This is a genomic window from Paenibacillus sp. GYB003 (assembly GCF_036577625.1).
Lineage (GTDB): Bacteria > Bacillota > Bacilli > Paenibacillales > NBRC-103111 > Paenibacillus_AB.
The window spans coordinates 94731-112574 of record NZ_JARBDC010000070.1 but is presented as its reverse complement, the minus strand read 5'-3'; the positions used below and the strand labels follow the sequence as shown (position 1 = coordinate 112574).

Annotated in this window: 15 protein-coding genes; 10 read left to right on the top strand and 5 right to left on the bottom strand. The window is 60.5% G+C overall.

Annotated elements, in window-relative coordinates; translation table 11 throughout:
- The first annotated feature begins 26 nt into the window (after positions 1-26).
- The 5 genes from PV407_RS23485 (at position 27) to PV407_RS23465 (ending at position 8915) form a co-directional block, all read left to right on the top strand.
- On the top strand, positions 27-3068 hold the full coding sequence (locus PV407_RS23485) for a glycoside hydrolase family 2 TIM barrel-domain containing protein (RefSeq protein WP_332092437.1): 3042 nt from the start codon (positions 27-29) through the stop codon (positions 3066-3068).
- 399 nt (positions 3069-3467) lie between these two features.
- A complete protein-coding gene (locus PV407_RS23480; RefSeq protein WP_332092436.1) occupies positions 3468-4460 on the top strand; it encodes a Gfo/Idh/MocA family protein in 993 nt (330 codons plus the stop codon).
- Between the two features lie 157 nt (positions 4461-4617).
- Positions 4618-6552, top strand: a complete 1935-nt coding sequence (locus tag PV407_RS23475; protein ID WP_332092435.1) for an ABC transporter ATP-binding protein — start codon at positions 4618-4620, stop codon at positions 6550-6552.
- A gap of 147 nt (positions 6553-6699) precedes the next feature.
- The gene (fumC, locus tag PV407_RS23470; protein ID WP_332092434.1) at positions 6700-8091 is read left to right on the top strand and encodes a class II fumarate hydratase; all 1392 of its coding nucleotides are present in this window, start codon (positions 6700-6702) and stop codon (positions 8089-8091) included.
- An 86-nt stretch (positions 8092-8177) separates the two neighbouring features.
- Positions 8178-8915: a response regulator transcription factor gene (locus PV407_RS23465; protein ID WP_332092433.1), complete on the top strand. Its 738-nt coding sequence runs from the start codon at positions 8178-8180 to the stop codon at positions 8913-8915.
- An 18-nt stretch (positions 8916-8933) separates the two neighbouring features.
- Here PV407_RS23465 and PV407_RS23460 read toward each other — a convergent pair whose 3' ends face one another.
- The 4 genes from PV407_RS23460 to PV407_RS23445 all read right to left on the bottom strand — a co-directional run bounded on the left by PV407_RS23460 (position 8934) and on the right by PV407_RS23445 (position 12867).
- Positions 8934-10781, bottom strand: coding sequence for a SpoIIE family protein phosphatase (locus PV407_RS23460; RefSeq protein ID WP_332092432.1), 1848 nt, complete (start codon positions 10779-10781; stop codon positions 8934-8936).
- Positions 10782-11171, bottom strand: a complete 390-nt coding sequence (locus PV407_RS23455; protein WP_332092431.1) for a DUF1987 domain-containing protein — start codon at positions 11169-11171, stop codon at positions 10782-10784.
- 11 nt (positions 11172-11182) lie between these two features.
- Positions 11183-11722 (bottom strand): SiaB family protein kinase, encoded by a 540-nt coding sequence (locus PV407_RS23450; RefSeq protein WP_332092430.1) that lies wholly within the window; start codon positions 11720-11722, stop codon positions 11183-11185.
- A gap of 110 nt (positions 11723-11832) precedes the next feature.
- A complete protein-coding gene (locus PV407_RS23445) occupies positions 11833-12867 on the bottom strand; it encodes a sensor histidine kinase (protein ID WP_332092429.1) in 1035 nt (344 codons plus the stop codon).
- A 256-nt stretch (positions 12868-13123) separates the two neighbouring features.
- On the opposite strand from PV407_RS23445, the gene PV407_RS23440 reads away from it, so the two are divergent.
- Complete coding sequence (locus tag PV407_RS23440; protein WP_332092428.1) at positions 13124-14305, top strand: MGDG synthase family glycosyltransferase; 1182 nt, start codon at positions 13124-13126, stop codon at positions 14303-14305.
- Between the two features lie 235 nt (positions 14306-14540).
- Here PV407_RS23440 and PV407_RS23435 read toward each other — a convergent pair whose 3' ends face one another.
- Positions 14541-14747: a DUF1657 domain-containing protein gene (locus PV407_RS23435; RefSeq protein WP_332092427.1), complete on the bottom strand. Its 207-nt coding sequence runs from the start codon at positions 14745-14747 to the stop codon at positions 14541-14543.
- Between the two features lie 160 nt (positions 14748-14907).
- On the opposite strand from PV407_RS23435, the gene PV407_RS23430 reads away from it, so the two are divergent.
- From PV407_RS23430 to spoVAE, 4 genes are read left to right on the top strand one after another with little or no spacing between them, the layout of a single operon-like run.
- Positions 14908-15768 (top strand): DUF421 domain-containing protein, encoded by an 861-nt coding sequence (locus PV407_RS23430; protein WP_332092426.1) that lies wholly within the window; start codon positions 14908-14910, stop codon positions 15766-15768.
- A gap of 48 nt (positions 15769-15816) precedes the next feature.
- Positions 15817-16293: a stage V sporulation protein AC gene (spoVAC, locus tag PV407_RS23425; protein WP_332092449.1), complete on the top strand. Its 477-nt coding sequence runs from the start codon at positions 15817-15819 to the stop codon at positions 16291-16293.
- A gap of 2 nt (positions 16294-16295) precedes the next feature.
- Positions 16296-17312, top strand: a complete 1017-nt coding sequence (gene spoVAD, locus PV407_RS23420; RefSeq protein WP_332092425.1) for a stage V sporulation protein AD — start codon at positions 16296-16298, stop codon at positions 17310-17312.
- Between the two features lie 14 nt (positions 17313-17326).
- Entirely contained in the window at positions 17327-17692 is a 366-nt protein-coding gene (gene spoVAE / locus PV407_RS23415; protein ID WP_332092448.1) for a stage V sporulation protein AE, read from the top strand.
- Positions 17693-17844: the final 152 nt, after the last annotated feature.

Here is a 17844-nt window from a genome sequence, read left to right as displayed (position 1 = left end):
CGATTTAGGCGACAAGGAGCGATAAGATGACGACGAAACGGATCGACAAGCTTTGGGAAAATCCCGGCATTTTGCAGGTGAACCGGGAGGCGGCGCGGGCGCATTATATTCCGTACGGCGACGCTTCCGCGGCGAAAGCGGGCAAGCGGGGGCGTTCCCCGTTTTACCGAACGTTGAACGGCGCATGGAAGTTCCGCTATTATCCGAGCGTGCGGCAGGCGGACTTGTCGTTTTGCGAGGAAGGCTACGACGCCGGCGGTTGGGACGAGCTCGTCGTCCCCTCGTGCTGGCAAACGAACGGCTACGACCAGCTGCATTATACGAACGTCAATTACCCGATTCCGTGCGACCCGCCGTACGTACCGGACGCCAACCCGGCCGGGCTGTACATCTGGGACTTCAAAACGGGCGAGCGTTGGGTGGGCAAAAGCAATTACGTCGTGTTCGAAGGAGTCAACTCCTGCTTCTACCTATGGGTAAACGGCGCCTTCGTCGGATACAGCCAGGGCAGCCGCGTTCCGGCCGAATTCGATATTACCGCCCACGTGCGGCCCGGAACGAACCGGATGTGCGTCCTCGTCCTGAAATGGTGCGACGGCACGTATTTGGAAGACCAAGACTTATGGAGATACTCCGGCATTTTCCGCGACGTTTATTTGCTGGCGCGGGAGAAGGCGCACGTTCGCGACGTTTTTGTCAGGCAGGAGCTGTCCCCGGACTTCGGCGAAGCCGAGCTGCGGGCGGACATCGAGACGACCGGGCCTGTAACCGTAAAAGCGGAGCTGAAAGACGCGGACGGCGCGACCGTCGCCGCGTCCGAAGCCGAGCTGGACGGACGCGGGACGATCGGGCTGCCGGTTGCGCGGCCGACGCTCTGGAACGCCGAGCGGCCGTATTTGTACGAGCTGTACGTGCACGCGGCCGGCGAAGTGCTGCGGTTTCCGGTCGGCTTCCGGCGCATCGAGATCAAAGACGGCGTTTTTACGATAAACGGCCGGGCGGTCAAGCTGAAGGGCGTCAACCGTCACGATTCCCATCCTTCGCTCGGGCAGACGATTCCGCTGAACCATATGATCCGCGACCTCGATTTGATGAAGCGGCATAACGTCAATACGATCCGGACGTCCCATTATCCGAACGATCCGCGCTTTCTCGACCTGTGCGACGAATACGGCTTTTACGTAATCGACGAAGCGGATCTGGAATGCCACGGCATCGGCGCGGCTTACAATTGGGCCGAGGGCGCGTTCCACAAGCTGTCGGCGAACCCGGACTGGAAGGACGCTTTCGTGGAGCGGGCGGTCCGGATGGTCGAGCGGGACAAAAATCATCCTTCGGTCATCGTCTGGTCGATGGGCAACGAATCCGGGTACGACGCGAACCATATCGCGATGGCCGAATGGACGAAAGGACGCGACGGCTCGCGGCCGGTCCACTACGAAGGCGCGGCGCCGCAGTACAAGGGGGCGGCGAATACGGACGTCCTCGATCTCGAAAGCCGCATGTACGCTTCGGTCCGGGCGATCGAAGAATACGCGTCGGACCCCGGGAACAAAAAGCCTTTGTTTTTGTGCGAATACAGCCATGCGATGGGGAACGGCCCGGGCGATTTGAACGATTATTGGGACGTCATCTACAGCTATCCGCTGCTGATGGGCGGCTGCGTCTGGGAATGGTGCGATCACGGCGTTCGCGCCGAAACGGCGGAAGGCGTTCCGTTTTTCGCCTACGGCGGCGACTTCGGCGACAAGCCGAACGACGGCAACTTCTGCATCGACGGGCTCGTGTCGCCCGACCGGAAGCCGCATACGGGGCTGCTCGAGCTGAAGCAGGTAATCGCGCCGGTCCGGATCGAAGCCGACGATTTGGCCGCGGGCCGGATCCGCGTAACGAATCTGTACGATTTCGTCGATTTGTCCGCTCTGTGCCTGCATTGGACCGTAACGGTCGACGGCGCGGTCGCGAGCCAAGGAAACGTATGGCGGCTGGAGGCGGGACCGCACGAGACGCAGGTCGTCGCCTTGCCGTACGATTCTCCGCACGCGGTCCGGGGACGGCCGATTTTGACCGTCTCCTGCCGGCTCAAGGAGCAGACGCGCTGGGCCGAATTCGGCCACGAGGTGGCGTTCGCGCAGTTCGGGCTGCCGTCCGCCGCGCCGGCGTCCGACGCCGCCGCTGCAGCAGCCGGTGCCGGTGCCGCCGTCGAGGCAAGCCAAATCGGCGACTTGCTCGTCGTCGAAGGCTTCGACTTCCGGCATGCGTTCGATCTGGGCGCCGGCACGTTCGTACAGCTGTCCAAGCACGGCGTCCCGCTGCTCGCGGCACCCGCGCGGTTCGTCGTCTGGCGCGCGCCGACCGACAACGACCGAAACGTAAAGCAGGCGTGGCTGAACGAAGGGTTCGACCGGGCCGACATGAAGGTGTACGATTGCGGCTGGAGCCGCATCGGCGATTCGGCGGTCGAAATCAAGGCCTCCTATTCGCTCGGCGGCTATACGAAATCGCCGCTGCTGCGCGGCGAAGCGGTATGGCGCATCGACGGATCGGGCGCGGTCTCGCTTCGCACGAGCGTGAGCGTGAAGGAGAGCTTGGGCTTCCTGCCGCGGTTCGGCCTGCAGCTGACGATGCCGAAGGGCAGCGAGGAGGTCGAATACGTCGGCCTCGGACCGCACGAAAGCTATATCGACAAGCGGCACAGCGCGAAGAGAGGCAAATACGTCATGTCCGTCGACGACATGTTCGAGCATTACATTATGCCGCAGGAAAACGGCTCGCGGTACGACACGGAATGGGCGATCGTCTCGAACGAGCTCGGGATGGGGCTGAAGTTCGCTTCGCCCGAAAGATTTTCGTTCAATGCGTCGCACTATACGCCGGGCGATTTGACCGCGGCCACGCACGACTACAAGCTGAAGCGCCGGGACGAAACGATCGTCCACCTCGACTACAAAATGAGCGGCGTCGGGTCGAACTCGTGCGGTCCGCAGCTGCTGGAGCAGTACCGGCTCGACGAGAAGCGGTTCGATTTCGAGCTGGTCGTCACGCCGGTATTCAAGGAAGACGAATAACGCGGCGGCGTTTGCGATTGGAAGGCGGGCGGGCCCGACGTGCCCGCCCCTTTTCGCTGTTATAGCCGCGCCGCCGTCGGAGGCGCGGTTCGCCTGGAAGCGAACCTAACCCGGAACCGTTCCGGCTTCACCGAAGGCCGGATACGGCTTCTCGCGTCAACGGAACCGGTCGTTTTGCTCCGCATCGCCGGACCGGGCCGCCCGTTTTTGCCGACAATGCCTCTGCATGCGCAAAATAATAAGCATTTTGGAGCAGAGGGGGGATAATGCGTCGATTATGCGCCGTGCGGTCGCCACAAGGCGGCTCCCCCCTCCCCAGCCATCTTCACATTGTTCGGTCCGTCAATTAAAATGAGTAGGAAAATGCTGGTTCACTAGGTATTTGCGAGGGGGATGACCATGACCAAGTTGCGCTTCGGCGTGCTCGGCACCGGCAACATCGTCGGCAAAGCCGGTCCGGCTTTGCTGACGGCAAGCAACGCCGAGTGGGTCGGCGTCGCCGGCCGGACGGCCGAAAACGGCCGGAAAGCCGCCGATACGTACGGCGTGCCGAAACATTACGCCGGCTACCGCGAGCTGCTGGACGATCCGGATATCGACGCCGTGTACATCGCGCTGCTCAATCATTTGCATAAGGAATGGGCGATCGAAGCGATCAAGGCCGGGAAGCACGTGCTGCTCGAAAAGCCGTTCGCGCTGAACGCCGCGGAGGCGAAAGAAATCGTCGAGCTGGCGATCCGACGCGGCGTCCGTGCGGAGGAAGCTTTCGTCTGGCGCACGATGGAAGGGCATCATGCCGTCCGCGACGCGCTGCGTACGGGCCGGATCGGCGAGCCGGTCCATTTCATCGGCAATTTCTCGTTTCAGGCGTCCGAGAACAGCACCCGGCTCAATCCGGCTTGGGGAGGCGGAGCGCTGTACGACGTCGGCTGCTATTTGGTATCGTGGAGCCGCTTTCAGTTCGGCGAGGAGCCGATAAGCGCCGACGCGCGCATGATTCGCCAAGGCGAGGACGGCGTCGACCTCCGTTTCGCGGGTACGCTGCAGTTCCCCGGCGGGGGCACCGCATTGATGACGGCCGCCGTCGATATGGCGTACGGGTGCGGCTACCGGATCCGGGGGACGAAGGGCGAGCTGGAAGTGAAGCAGTTCGGCGACAGCCGGTCGATTACGCTGGAAGTGACGATTAACGGCGAAACCGAGTCGTTCGTCACCGATCGCATCACCCCGTTCCGGCTCCAGGCGGAACGATTCGCCGCAAACGTGCTTGCCGGCGAAACGATGCCGGACGGCGGAGCCGCGATATTGGCGCAAGCGCGCGCGATGGATGCGCTGTTCGAATCCGACCGGATTGGCGCCAGAGTCGCCGTCGGCGCGTCCGACAGCGAATAACGAGCAGGAAGTAACCCAGCATGTCGACCCGAACGTCGGCATTGGGTTGTTTCCCGTGCCGTCGCAGCCGTTTTCGAACGGTCCCGCCGCACGGATACACAACGGCGAAGCGATTCGCTACAAGCGGCGCGATCAGGCCGCACAAGGGGGAAGAAGCGTGAAAAACGAGGGTGACTCACGGGAGACGGTCGACCGGAACAAGAGGCTTGTACGGCGGTATTTGCAATTCGTTAAGCCGTACCGGTACTACTTGCTGGCGATCGTCGCCCTCGGCTTGCTGCAATTCATCGTTCCGCTCACCGGTCCGTGGCTGACCAAAATCATGATCGACGACGTGCTCGGTCAGGCGGAGTCCGGTTGGACGCTGAAACAAGTAGTGGCGATTTTCGCATCCGTCTATGCGATGAGCGTTATCGTTACGTACCTTCGCAACAACGTCATGTCGCGGCTCGGTAACCGGATGGTGGCGGGGATCCGCCGGCAGCTGTACGAGCATATCCAGAAGCTGTCGCAGCGGTTTTACGACAGCCGGCAAGTCGGCAGCATTTTGTCGAGGGTGATCAACGACGTCAACGGAGCGCAAAATTTGGTCGGCTCGAACGTCATCAACGTCGCGTTCGATCTGATCATGGTCGTCTTCGCCGCATGTCTCCTGTTTTCGCTGAACTGGAAGCTGGCGCTGCTGTCCTTGTGGATTTTGCCGATCTATTATTTGTCGTTTACGAACCTGAACGTGCGCATCCGCTTCGCCTCCCGCTCGGTGAACCGGCAAATGGAGCGCATTTCCGGGGTGCTCGTCGAGCGCATCTCGGGCATGAAAATCGTCCAGTCGTTCAACCGCGAGCATACCGAGCTGGCGCGGTTCGACAAGCAGTCCGACCAATACGTCAATCACGCGATGAGCGCCCAGCTGCTCTCCAATACGCTCGGCCGGATCAGCCAGGCGGTAGGCTACTCGGGAACGCTGATTACGTGGTCGATCGGCGGCCTGTTCGTGCTGAAGGGCGACATGACGGTCGGCTCGCTGATCGCCTTCAACGCCTATCTCGGCCAGCTGTACGGGCCGATTCAGCGGTTTGCGGAAGTGAACGTCACGATTCAGAACGCAATGACGAACATCGAACGCATTTTCGAGGTGCTCGATATCGAGCCGGACGTGAAAAACGCCGAGCATCCGCTGCCGCTGCCGCAATGCCGGGGCGACATCCGCTTCGAGAACGTCTCGTTTACGTACGAAACGGAGCTGCCGGTGCCGAAGCAAAACGGAAGCAAGCCGTACGACCCGGACATCGTCGAGCGGCAAAAGCCGCCGAAGCCGTTCTACTGGCTGCCGCCGAAGACGCAGCCGGACCCGCTGCCGACGGTCACCGAATCCCGCGTGGCGCTTCAGGGCATCAGCTTCCACGCGAAGCCCGGACAAGTGATCGCGCTCGTCGGCCCGAGCGGCGCCGGGAAATCGACGCTGATCAACTTCATCCCGCGCTTTTACGACGTGGACGAAGGCGCGGTTTATTTGGACGGGCGCAACATCAAGGAGTACGACATTCACGATTTGCGGAAGCAGATCGCGGTCGTGCTGCAGGAAAACATTTTGTTCTCGGGAACCGTGTACGAAAATATCGCCTACGGCCGGCCGGAAGCGTCGATGCAGGAAGTGTACGAGGCGGCGAAAGCGGCGAACGCCCACGAGTTCGTCTCGAAATGGGAGAAAGGGTACGACACCGTGCTCGGCGAACGCGGGGTGCGGCTGTCCGGCGGGCAAAAGCAGCGGCTGGCGATCGCCCGCGCCCTGCTGAAAAATCCGCGCATCCTCATCCTCGACGAAGCGACGTCGGCGCTGGACGCCGAATCCGAGGAGCTTGTGACGGAGGCGCTGAACAATTTGATGAAAAACCGGACGACGTTCGTCATCGCGCACCGGCTCGCCACGGTCGTGCGGGCGGATTTGATCATCGCGATGGAGAACGGGAAAATCGTCCAATCGGGCACGCACGAGCAGCTCATCCGCCAAGGCGGCCTGTATCGCGAGCTGTACGAGAAGCAGCTGAAGGCGATGCGCCCGACGGATTTGAAGCAGCTGCTGCTTTCGTAACAAGTATGCATCCTGTCGACCTTCGCCGCATCCAGCTCCGCCGGACGGCGAAGGTTTTTTTCGCGCCTTCCCCCGGAACGGCCCGAACAATAGGATACGGGCGCCTCCGCAAGGAAACAATGGTATACGAAAAGGAGGATCAGGATTATGGAATACCGCATCGAAAAAGATACGCTCGGCGAAGTGAAAGTGCCCGCGGACAAGCTGTGGGCGGCGCAAACGCAGCGCAGCTTCGACAATTTCAAGATCGGCGCGGAGCGGATGCCGATCGAGCTCATCCGCGTCTTCGCCATGCTGAAGAAGAGCGCGGCGCTCGCCAACCGGCAGCTCGGCAAGCTGGACGACGATAAAGCCGACGCGATCGTGCGCGCCGCCGAGGAGGTGGCGGGCGGCCGATGGGACGACCAGTTCCCGCTCGTCGTCTGGCAAACGGGCAGCGGCACGCAGACGAACATGAACGTCAACGAGGTAATCGCCAATCGCGCCAATCAGCTGCTCGCGGAGAGGGGAAGCGAGGCGCGCGTTCATCCGAACGACGACGTGAACAAGTCGCAAAGCTCCAACGACACGTTTCCGACGGCGATGCACGTCGCCGCGCTGCTGGCCGTCGAGGACCGGCTGCTGCCCGCCGTCGCGAAGCTGAAGGGGACGCTGCGCGACAAGAGCGAAGCGTTCCGCGACGTGATCAAAATCGGCCGAACGCATCTGCAGGATGCGACGCCGCTTACGCTCGGCCAGGAAATGAGCGGCTGGCACCGGATGCTGGAGAAGACGGAAGCGATGATCCGCGAAAGCGCGGAGGCGCTGCGCGAGCTGGCGATCGGCGGAACGGCCGTAGGGACGGGCATCAACGCGCATCCGCGGTTCGGCGAGACGGTCGCGGACGAGCTCGGCAAGCTGACAGGCAAACGGTTCGTTTCCGCCCCGAACAAATTTCATGCGCTCACGAGCCACGACGAGCTGGTATACGTGCACGGTGCGATCAAGGCGCTGGCCGCCGACTTGATGAAGATCGCCAACGACGTGCGCTGGCTCGCCAGCGGTCCGCGCAGCGGGCTCGGCGAAATCCGCATTCCGGAAAACGAGCCGGGCAGCTCGATCATGCCGGGCAAAGTGAACCCGACGCAGAGCGAGGCGATGACGATGGTCGTCTGCCAGGTGATGGGCAACGACGCGGCGATCGGCTTCGCGGCGAGCCAAGGCAATTTCGAATTGAACGTATTCAAGCCGGTCGTCATCTACAACTTTTTGCAGTCGGCGCGGCTGCTCGCCGACGCGATCGTCTCGTTCGACGAGCATTGCGCCCGGGGGATCGAGCCGAACTACGAAACGATCCGGCGCCAAATGGAGCAGTCGCTGATGCTCGTCACCGCGCTCAACCCGCATATCGGCTACGAGAAAGCGGCGCAGATCGCCAAGCTGGCGCACAGGGAAGGGTTGACGCTGAAGGAGGCGGCCGTGCGCAGCGGTCTGCTGACCGCGGAGCGGTTCGAGCAGCTCGTGCGCCCCGAGCGGATGATACGCCCGCAGGAGGATTGAACAAGCCGCGATACGGGGGCCGGATACCAATTCCTCCCTCGGGGTGATACAATAGGGTGGACAACTGGTTACAGGGGGGAGCCCGTTTGGATCATGGGGAAAGGTCCACCGTTCTGATCGTCGAGGACGATAACGAAATTCGCGAGCTGCTGCGTCTCTACTTGATCAAGAGCGGCTTTCACGCGGTCGGGGCGAGCGACGGCATATCCGCGCTGCGGGAATTCGAAACGGTTCAGCCGGATCTGGTGCTGCTCGATATCCAGCTGCCGGGAGCGAGCGGCCTTATCGTTTGCGAGCAAATACGCAGCGTATCCAACGTGCCGATCCTGTTCGTCAGCGCCCGCGGAGAGGCGGAGGACATTATCCGGGGACTCCAGCTCGGGGCCGACGATTATATTCCGAAGCCGTTCGACCCGGCCGTCGTCGTGGCGAGAGTGAAGGCGAACATGCGAAGGGCGCCGATTTACCGCCGCTACGACCCGGCGTCCGCCGTCGTCGGCTGTTCGCCGGAGCCGGCGATTCCGGCGGAAGGCATCCATATCGATTCCAAAAAAATGACCGTCCATGCGGACGGTCGGGAAATCAAGCTGTCGGCGAAAGAGTTTCAGCTGCTGCTCTTTTTGGCGAGCCGGGCGAACGAAGTGTTTTCGGCATCCGAGCTGTACGAACACGTTTGGGGCCGGGACAGCAACGACGATCCGAGAACGGTCATGGTCCACATTTACAACATGCGCAAAAAGCTCGAGCAAAATCCGGCCGACCCGCGTTATATCGTCAGTGTACGGGGAATGGGATACCGGTACGAGGGGACGCCTTACCGGTAACCGATTCGCCCCGCGCCGCTACGGGAGCCGGAAGCCGAAGACGGTAATATCGTCGCGCTGCGGCTCGGTTCCCATATAGGCTCGCAATTCCTCGTCGAGCAGACGTTTGCGCTCGTCCATGCTCGCGTCCTTGCTCGACTCCAGCCAAAGCCTCCACCGGCTTTTGCCGAACGAATAATTTTTGTCTCCCCCGTTTTGGTCGGTTAACCCGTCGGACAACAAATACAGCTCGTCGCCCGTCTTCGTCGGAATCGCCGCGCTGGCGAACGCATAGTCGGAAGGCGTATTCCGGTAGCCGACCGACTTGCGGCTGCCTTCGATTTCCCGCAGCCCTTCCGCGGTGCGCACGTACAGCGTAAACTTGGCGCCGGTGAAAACGGTTTGCCGCGGCGTGATCAGGCATAGGCCGATATCGACGCCGTCGTCGGTCAATCCGCCGTTCCCCCGCTGATGCAGCGTCTGCTTGACGGACCGATCGAGCTCGGACAGCAGCCGGCTCGGATCGCAGTCCGCCGCCCCGTCCCGTTCGGCGATCTGATTGAGCAGCGATACGGCCATGATCGACATGAACGCTCCGGGCACTCCGTGACCGGTGCAATCGCCGACGGCGACGAGCCATCCTTCCCGAACCCGTTTGATCCAATAAAAGTCGCCGCCGACGACGTCTTTCGGCTTCCAGAGCACGAAATGGTCGGGAAACGCCTCGCGCAGCTCCGCCTCCGACGGCAGCGACGACTGCTGAATCCGGCCGGCGTAGTCGAGGCTGTCCATCATTTTTTCGTTTTGTTCGGCAAGCTGCCGCGTGCGGGCGGAAATTTGGTTTTCCAGCTCCATATTGAGCCGGATCGCCCGTTTGTAAGGCTCGGCAAGCTTGCGCGACGTATAGTAGAAAATAAAGACGACGAAGATGAGCGAGACGGCGACGGCCGCCGCCGTTTGTCCCTGGATCGTGCGCAAATACGAAATCGCTTCGTCGCGGTCCACCGATACGACGAGCGTCCATTCGGTCGACGGCACCCGGAACGAGACGAGATCGTTCGTTCGGCCGTCCGCGCCTTTGAATTCGAGCACGTTTTGCGAGCCCGCGTCCGGAACGGCGACCAGGACGGCGGCGCTCGCCGGCATGAAGTCACGAATGTTTTTGCCGTTTTGGGCCAGCTCGTCCGACAAAAAAATGGTGCCCTCGTCGTCGATGAGCCACAGGCTGCCGTTTTGCCCGTATTTGTATTCCTGGAACTTGGCCGACAAATCGTTCAGGCTGAGCCCGACGCCGACGATCGCGAGCGGCTCGCCGCCCGATTTCATGAGCGCGTTGATGAAGACGAACGTGTCCCGGCGCTCTTCGTTATAGTCGATTTCCAGATTGAGCGGCTTGTTGTCCTGCAAAAATTGGAAATACCAGCTGTCGTCCGGATCGCCGCGCGACATGACGTCGATGATTTCGCCGTTTTCGGCGTAATAGCGGCCGGTCGGGATGCTGACGATAAAGCTGCTGTCGTATCCGAGCTTTTGCTTCAGAACGGCGATTTTCGCCAAAGCGGACGCGCCGCCCGCATCTTGCTTTTCCCCTTGACGTATCCATTCGATAATTTCACGATCTTCCGCGAGCAGCCGCGACGTTTCCGCGGCGCGTTCGATGCTGCCGTCGATTTTGGCGGCGATCGAGCCCGCGATATAGACGAGATCGTTCTCTTTCAGCTTTTTGACCGATTGGCCTTTCGTAATCGCATAGGCGATCGCGCCGGTGACGACGATCGAGACGACGAGCAGCGCGGCCGCGAACGCCGACACTTTGGCCACCCCGGTGTCGTACAGCGTATGGCTTCGGACGGCCGCCCGGTCCGAAACGACGGTTTCTTCGCTCATTTACCGGTCCTCGAGAGCGATTATGTCGAACGGCAAGCTCAAATCTTCCTTCAGCTCCTCCGCGCATTCGAATTCGCCTTCGTTTTCCGGGTTGCACGACCATCGGACGGCGACGCGCTTGCCCTGCGCATAGGCGCCGTCCAGCTTTTCCAGCAGCATCATCAGGCATTTCGTGCTGCTCGTGTTCATATACGGGATTTGAAACCGGGCGACGGCTTCGTCCTCGGGGGAAAGCTGCGCCAAATAATCGTCCAGCCATTCGAGAATCGGCTCGTAAAATTTGAAGGCGTTTTCCGGATACGATTGCCCGATAAGCGTCAACACGTTGTCGGCGGGGTTGAAATCGACGGCAGGGGAGCTTTTCGTTCCCGCAATGGTATATGGCTGCATGAAGTTCACTCCTATACGATCGCTTTCAAGGTGAAAAAGGATAAATTCGCGTCGAGCTCGGTAATCGAATAAATAAGCGGGCCGCGGGCTTTCCGGGCGATGTCGATCAACCCGAGTCCGGCGCTTTCCGGGCCGCTCGCTTCGCGCAGCTTCTCCTTGTACAGCTGCTTCAGTCCGGCCTTGTCCAACGAAACGAGCGGATCGATCCGGGCGGTCAGCTTGGCCAGATCCGCATTCGCGACCATGTTGCCGGAGCAGATGAAGTGGCCGTTGTCCGATTTGCCGATCGTCACGATGCACGATTGGGCGATCGTCTCCCCGAAAGGGCTTTCCTGTTTAAGCGAGCAATAGTTTTTAATGTTTTGCGTCTGCTCGATAAAAATGGAAAAAATATGATACACTTCGTTTTGAGGGCGTTCTTCGTTTTCGAGATACGATTTGACGGCGGCCCCGTACTCTTCGATCAGGCTTTGCGACAAACGTCCGGCGAAGCTGATCAGTATGCCTTTGTCCCGCAGCATGTTCTGGACTTGCAATAAGTCGCGTTCCAATGCATGTTCCCCCTGTTCGGACGGTATGGATGAAAGGTCTATGGATGATTTCGTTATCAGTGTAACAGGAAAAAAGGCCCAGTTGAAGACGGCCTGCGAAAATTTGTCGATTATGGCCGCGTCTTGTCGATATTCGCCGCGTCGCGAACCGGAAGCGAGAAGTGAAAGCGGCTGCCGCGGCCGGGGACGCTGTCCGCGCCGATTTGCCCTTGATGCCGCATGACGATTTCCTTCGATATGGCGAGTCCGAGTCCGGCGCCAGCGACGCCGCGTTTCGCGATGTCGCCCGCGCGGAAAAACCGTTCGAAAATAAACGGAAGGTCTTTCGGATCGATTCCTTCGCCGGTGTCCTCGACGGTAAACGTAAACCATCCCGGCGAATCGCGTTCGTCCGGAAACCTGCACAGCACCCCGGCTTCGGGCGGACGCTCGGACAGCCGGCCGCCGATGCGGATCGATCCGCCGCCCGCGGTAAATTTCAGCGCATTGTCGATCAGGTTGGTGACGACTTGTTCGATTTTGACCGTGTCGAGCAGAAGGACGGCCGTTTCGGCCCGCAGCGACGTTCCTTCGTCGGTGCCGACGGCGGGCTCGAACGCGAGGGCGATGCCTTTTTTGCCCGATTCCAGCTCGTATTTGCCCTGGAGCGACGAATACCAGCTCATCAGCGGCATGGAGCGAAAGTAAAGCGGCTGCTGGTTCGCCTTCAATGTCGAAAGCTGAAACAAATCGGTAATGAGACGGTCGATCGTCAGCAGCTTATGGTACAGCATCGACAAATACGCTTCGTCGGGCTTGATGACGTCGTCGAGAAACGCTTTCACGTATCCTTGCACGGACGTGATCGGCGTCCGCAGCTCGTGGGATATATCGGAGATCAGCTGCCTGCGCAGCTCTTCCATATGCTGCAGCTCAGCGTGGGCCGATTTCAGCTCCTGCTCGCGTTCCTTGAGCGTTCTGCCTTGAATGTCGCTGATACGCGAAAGCTTCATCGTCATTTTCAGCAGCTTTTCGTAATGGCAGGCGAGCTGCTCGTACCGTTTTCGTCCCGGCTGCTTCCGGGCGGCCACATCCGCTTTGGCGGCTTTCAAAATACGCAGCTCTTCCGTAAACACGTCCTGCTCGGAAGGTGTGCCGAGTTCCACCGAAAATCCACTCCTCGTCGCGGGTTGTGACTCATTATAGCATACGTTTTTTAAGAAAAGATTCAGAATTTGCCGTCATAAATGTTAATCTTTTCGCTGTATACTTTCGTAAGGAAACGAACAAGCCCGTGGGAAGACCGGGGCGCGAACTAGACTTTGGTACGGGCCGGAATACGGCGACGGTCCGTTTCGAATGGCCGGCTGAAGGCATTATGATAATGCCATAAGCTTGATGAACAGGGCGGGTGTAAAGAAGATGAATCAAAAAATATTGATCTTGTCGGGGCCGTACGGGGAAGGACACAAGCAGGCGGCGCAGGCGCTGCTCGAAACGTGCAGATTGACCCGGCCGAACGCGGAGGTCACGATCGTCGATTTCATGGAATGGACGCTGCCGCGGCTGCACGGCATCAGCAAGGCGGTGTTCCACCAAGGGGTGCAAAAATTTCCTTCCGTATACGGCTATTTGTTCCGTCATACGAAAAAGGGGACGACGCTGTCGACCATGAGCAGCCGGCTTCGCTGGTACGGCTTGAAGCGGATCGTCCGGCTGCTGGAGGAAACGGAGCCGAGCGTCGTCGTCTGCACGTTTCCGCTCGCCGCGGCGGCGATGTCGGCGCTCAAAATGTCGGGCCTGACCGACATCCCGACCGTTACGGTCATTACGGACCATACCGATCACAGCTATTGGGTTCATCCGGGAACCGACCTGTACGTCGTCGGATCGGACAAAGTGCGGCGCGGACTCGCGCTGTCCGGCGTCCCGGCCGACCGGATCGAGGTGACGGGCATCCCGATCCGTCCGCCGTTTTCGCTCGGCGCGCTCGAAACGGATCGTCCGGCGCTGCGGGAAAAGCTCGGCTTGTCCGTGCATAAGCCGGTGCTGCTTCTGATGGGAGGCGGCTACGGGATGATGCACGAGGGGGTCGTCCGGCTGATGCTCGAAAATGCCCGTTCCGGCGCGATGCAGGTCGTCGTCGTATGCGGCCATAACGAGAAGCTGCGCCGCAAGCTGCAGGAGCGGCTGGACAGCGAAGCGCCCGGCCACGACGTTCGCCTTACGGGCTTTATCACCAATATGGAGCAGTATATGGGCGCGGCCGACCTGATCGTGACGAAGCCGGGCGGCCTGACGACGTCCGAAGCGATCGCGATGCGGTTGCCGATGGTGCTGTACCGCCCGCTGCCCGGCCAGGAGGAGGACAACGCCGACTACTTGACGGGCGCCGGCGTCGCCGTCCGGGCCGCGAACGAGGAAGCGCTGATGGAGACGGTGCGTCAGCTCGTCCGGCAGCCGGAGCGTCTGTCCGCCATGAGACGCAACATGGAAACGATGCATATGGAAACGGCGTCGTACCGGGCGCTCGACGCGATCATGGCGGCCCGCCACATTCCGGCGCCGAGCTGGGAAAGCCCGTTCGTCCGGGTCGGCATATGACCGGGGCATTCGCCCGGTCATTGCGCGAGCTCGCCGCATAAGCTGGATGGAACGTTCATTCGATTGCGATGGGGGACGGCTCCATGAAGCGGAACGTACTCGTGCTTGTCTTGTTCATTTTGCTCGTTATCGTGCTCCTCTTGCTTCCGTAAAGCGGGAGCGCATAGGCATTAGCGGCGCAAACAGCCGCCCGAAACGTCATTGACGCTCGCGGCGGCTGCTTTTTTGCGTTTTTTTAAAATCCTTTATATTGCGGTTCCTCGTTTTCCAGCTCCGTTACGCGGGCTGCGATTTGGTCGACGACCTGCTGCGTCGTTTGCGCGCAGTTTTGGAAGACGGATTTCGCTTCCTGATTTTGGGTGTTGAGCGCAAACTGCTCCAGGCTCGCCTGCGCGCTTTTCAGGGAAGCGAGACACGTTTTCACTTGAGATGCTACGGTCATGTGCGGTTCACCTCCGTTTCCAACACTATATTTCCCATCTTGTTCGCTTGCATATCTGTAAATAATTTACATGAGAAGCAGCCGTTTCTTTTACCCATAATAAGGCTGAACATCGCATTCCAGCTTGATCACATTACTTAGAAAGAACCGGTGAGACTACATGCAGTTATGGGTGCAGATCGTGCTGAGATCTCTCGCCGCCCTTGTGGTGCTGTTCCTCATGACCCGGCTGCTCGGCAAAAAGCAGCTGTCCCAGCTCAACTTTTTCCATTACATCGTCGGCATTACGATCGGACAAATCGCGGGCTTCATCTCGCTGGAGCTGGAAAGCCACTTTATGCTCGGCGTGGCCGCCATGCTCGTATGGACGCTGATCCCGCTCGGCTTCGAATGGCTGTCGATGAAGAGCAAGCATATGCGCAACCTGTTCGACGGGGACGGGACCGTCTTGATCAAGGACGGCAAAGTGCTCGAAGACAATTTGAAAAAAGTGATGCTCACGACGGACGAGCTGCTGGAGGAGCTGCGCAAAAAAAACGCGTTCCGCGTCGCCGACGTCGAATTCGCCGTGCTGGAGTCGGACGGGGAGGTAAGCGTCATGCTGTCGAAAGAAAATCAGCCGCTTACGCCGCGAAGCCTCGGCATCCGCGTGCCGAACGTCCAGGAGCCGCAGACGGTCATTATGGACGGCGAAATAGTGGACGAGCCGCTGGCGACCGCCGGCTTCAACCGCGGATGGCTGAGCGCCGAGCTGGAGAAACTAGGGGTTGCGCAGGAAAACGTCTTTTTGGCGCAGGTCGACGCATACGGGGAGCTCACCGTGGATTTGTACGACGATCAGGTCAAAACGCCCGAGCCGAGCCAGCGCGAAGTGCTGTGGGCGACCTTGCGCAAATGCGAAGCCGATCTGGAGCTGTTCTCGCTCGCGACGGACGACCGCAAAGGGAAGAAGCTATACGGGAAATGCGTGGAATCGATGAAAAACGTCCTGCGTGAAGCGGAGCCTTTCTTGAAGCGATAGGGGAGCCGTTTCCGGACGACAAAAGGAGCGAACGTTTGCATGGCAACGATGGCCGCACAGAAAAAAAAGAAGCTTACTCCCGTCCAGCAGGAATACCAGGAGCTCGCCAAAAAGAAGGAGCCGCCGCGGCCGGTCGGCCGAAACTGCCTGCTGGCGTTCCTGACCGGCGGAACGATCTGCATGATCGGCCAGCTGTTCAGCGAAATGTTCATTCATTGGTTCGGCTTTACCGAAAAAACGGCCGGCAGTCCGACCGTCGCGGTGCTCATCTTCATCTCCGTCGTGCTTACGTGCCTCGGCTTATACGATAAAATCGCGCAGTGGGCCGGGGCGGGAAGCGCCGTGCCGGTTACCGGCTTCGCCAATTCGATGTGCTCGGCCGCGATCGAGCACCGCAGCGAAGGGCTCGTGCTCGGCACGGGCAGCAATATGTTCAAGCTGGCCGGCTCGGTCATCGTCTTCGGGACGGTCGCGGCTTTCGTCGTCGGGATCGTTCACATGCTGATCGACTTGGGGGGACGGTAACGATGCTTACGGGACATCAGACGTGGACGTTCGCGAAGCCTCCCGTTATTTTATCGACCGCGACCGTCGTCGGTCCGGACGAAGCCGAGGGACCGCTCGCCAAAGATTTCGATATCGTCCACGGCGACTTGACGATCGGACAGGACAGCTGGGAGAAGGCGGAGCGGAAGCTGCTGGAGGAATCGACGAAGCTCGCGGTCGAAAACGCCGGGCTGACGAACGGAGACATCCAATGCTTCGTCGCCGGCGACCTGCTCAATCAGATCATTAGCGCCACGTTCGCGGCAAGGACGCTTTCGATGCCCTATCTCGGCGTGTTCGGGGCGTGCTCCACCTCGATGGAAAGCCTCGCGATCGCCTCGATGATCGTCAGCTCCGGCTACGCGAAGCACGCCATGGCGGCGACGGCGAGCCATAACTGCACGGTCGAGAAGCAGTTCCGCTATCCGACCGAGTACGGCTCGCAGAAGCCGCCGACCGCGCAATATACCGTTACGGGCTCCGGCGCGGCCGTCCTCGGGCCGGAGGGAGACGGTCCGAGAGTGACCTCGGCGACGATCGGCCGGGTCGTCGACATGGGCATCAAAGATCCGTTCAATATGGGAGCGGCGATGGCGCCTGCGGCGGTCGACACGATCGAAGCCCACCTGCGCGATCTCGGCGTCGAACCGGGCCATTACGACATGATCGTGACCGGGGACCTGGCTTCGGTCGGCTATTCGATCGCCCGCGAGCTGTTCGAGAAGCATCGTGTGCCGATCGGCCAGACGAAGTATTACGATTGCGGACTGCTCGTGTACGACGTCGAGAAGCAGGCGGTGCAAGCCGGGGGAAGCGGGTGCGCCTGCTCGGCGGTCGTCACGTACGGCCACCTGCTGAAGCTGATGCGGCAGGGCGAGCTGAACCGGCTGCTGGTGGTGGCGACCGGCGCGCTGCTGTCGCCGCTGTCGTTCCAGCAGGGGGAAAGCATCCCGTGCATCGCGCATGCCGTAGCAATCGAAAGCGGAAGGAGCGGCTGATTATGGACCATTTGATGCAATTCGTATGGGCGTTCGTCATCGGAGGCGCGATCTGCGTAATCGGGCAGCTGCTTATGGACGTCCTCAAGCTGACGCCGGCCCATACGATGAGCGCGCTCGTCGTCGTCGGGGCGCTCGTCGACGGCATTATCATCGGCGACAAAAGCTTGTACGACCGATTTATCGAATTCGCGGGAGCGGGCGCCACGGTGCCGATAACGAGCTTCGGCAACTCGCTCGTCCACGGCGCGCTGCAGGAGTACAAGCTGCACGGCTGGGTCGGCATCATTACGGGCATTTTCGAGGTGACGAGCGCGGGCATATCGGCCGCGATCATTTTTTCGTTTTTGGCGGCGACGTTCGTCAGGCCGAAAGGGTGACGGGCGCCATCGTCCGCCCCTGCGCCGTGCGCCGGAGAACCCCGACGGCGACCGGTCGTCCACCATGCGGACGACGGCCGCTTACGGGGTTTTTTTGCGCTTCCGGGGGGCGAGGCGGCTGCCATAATATAATTTTGTAAGCGGTATTCCAG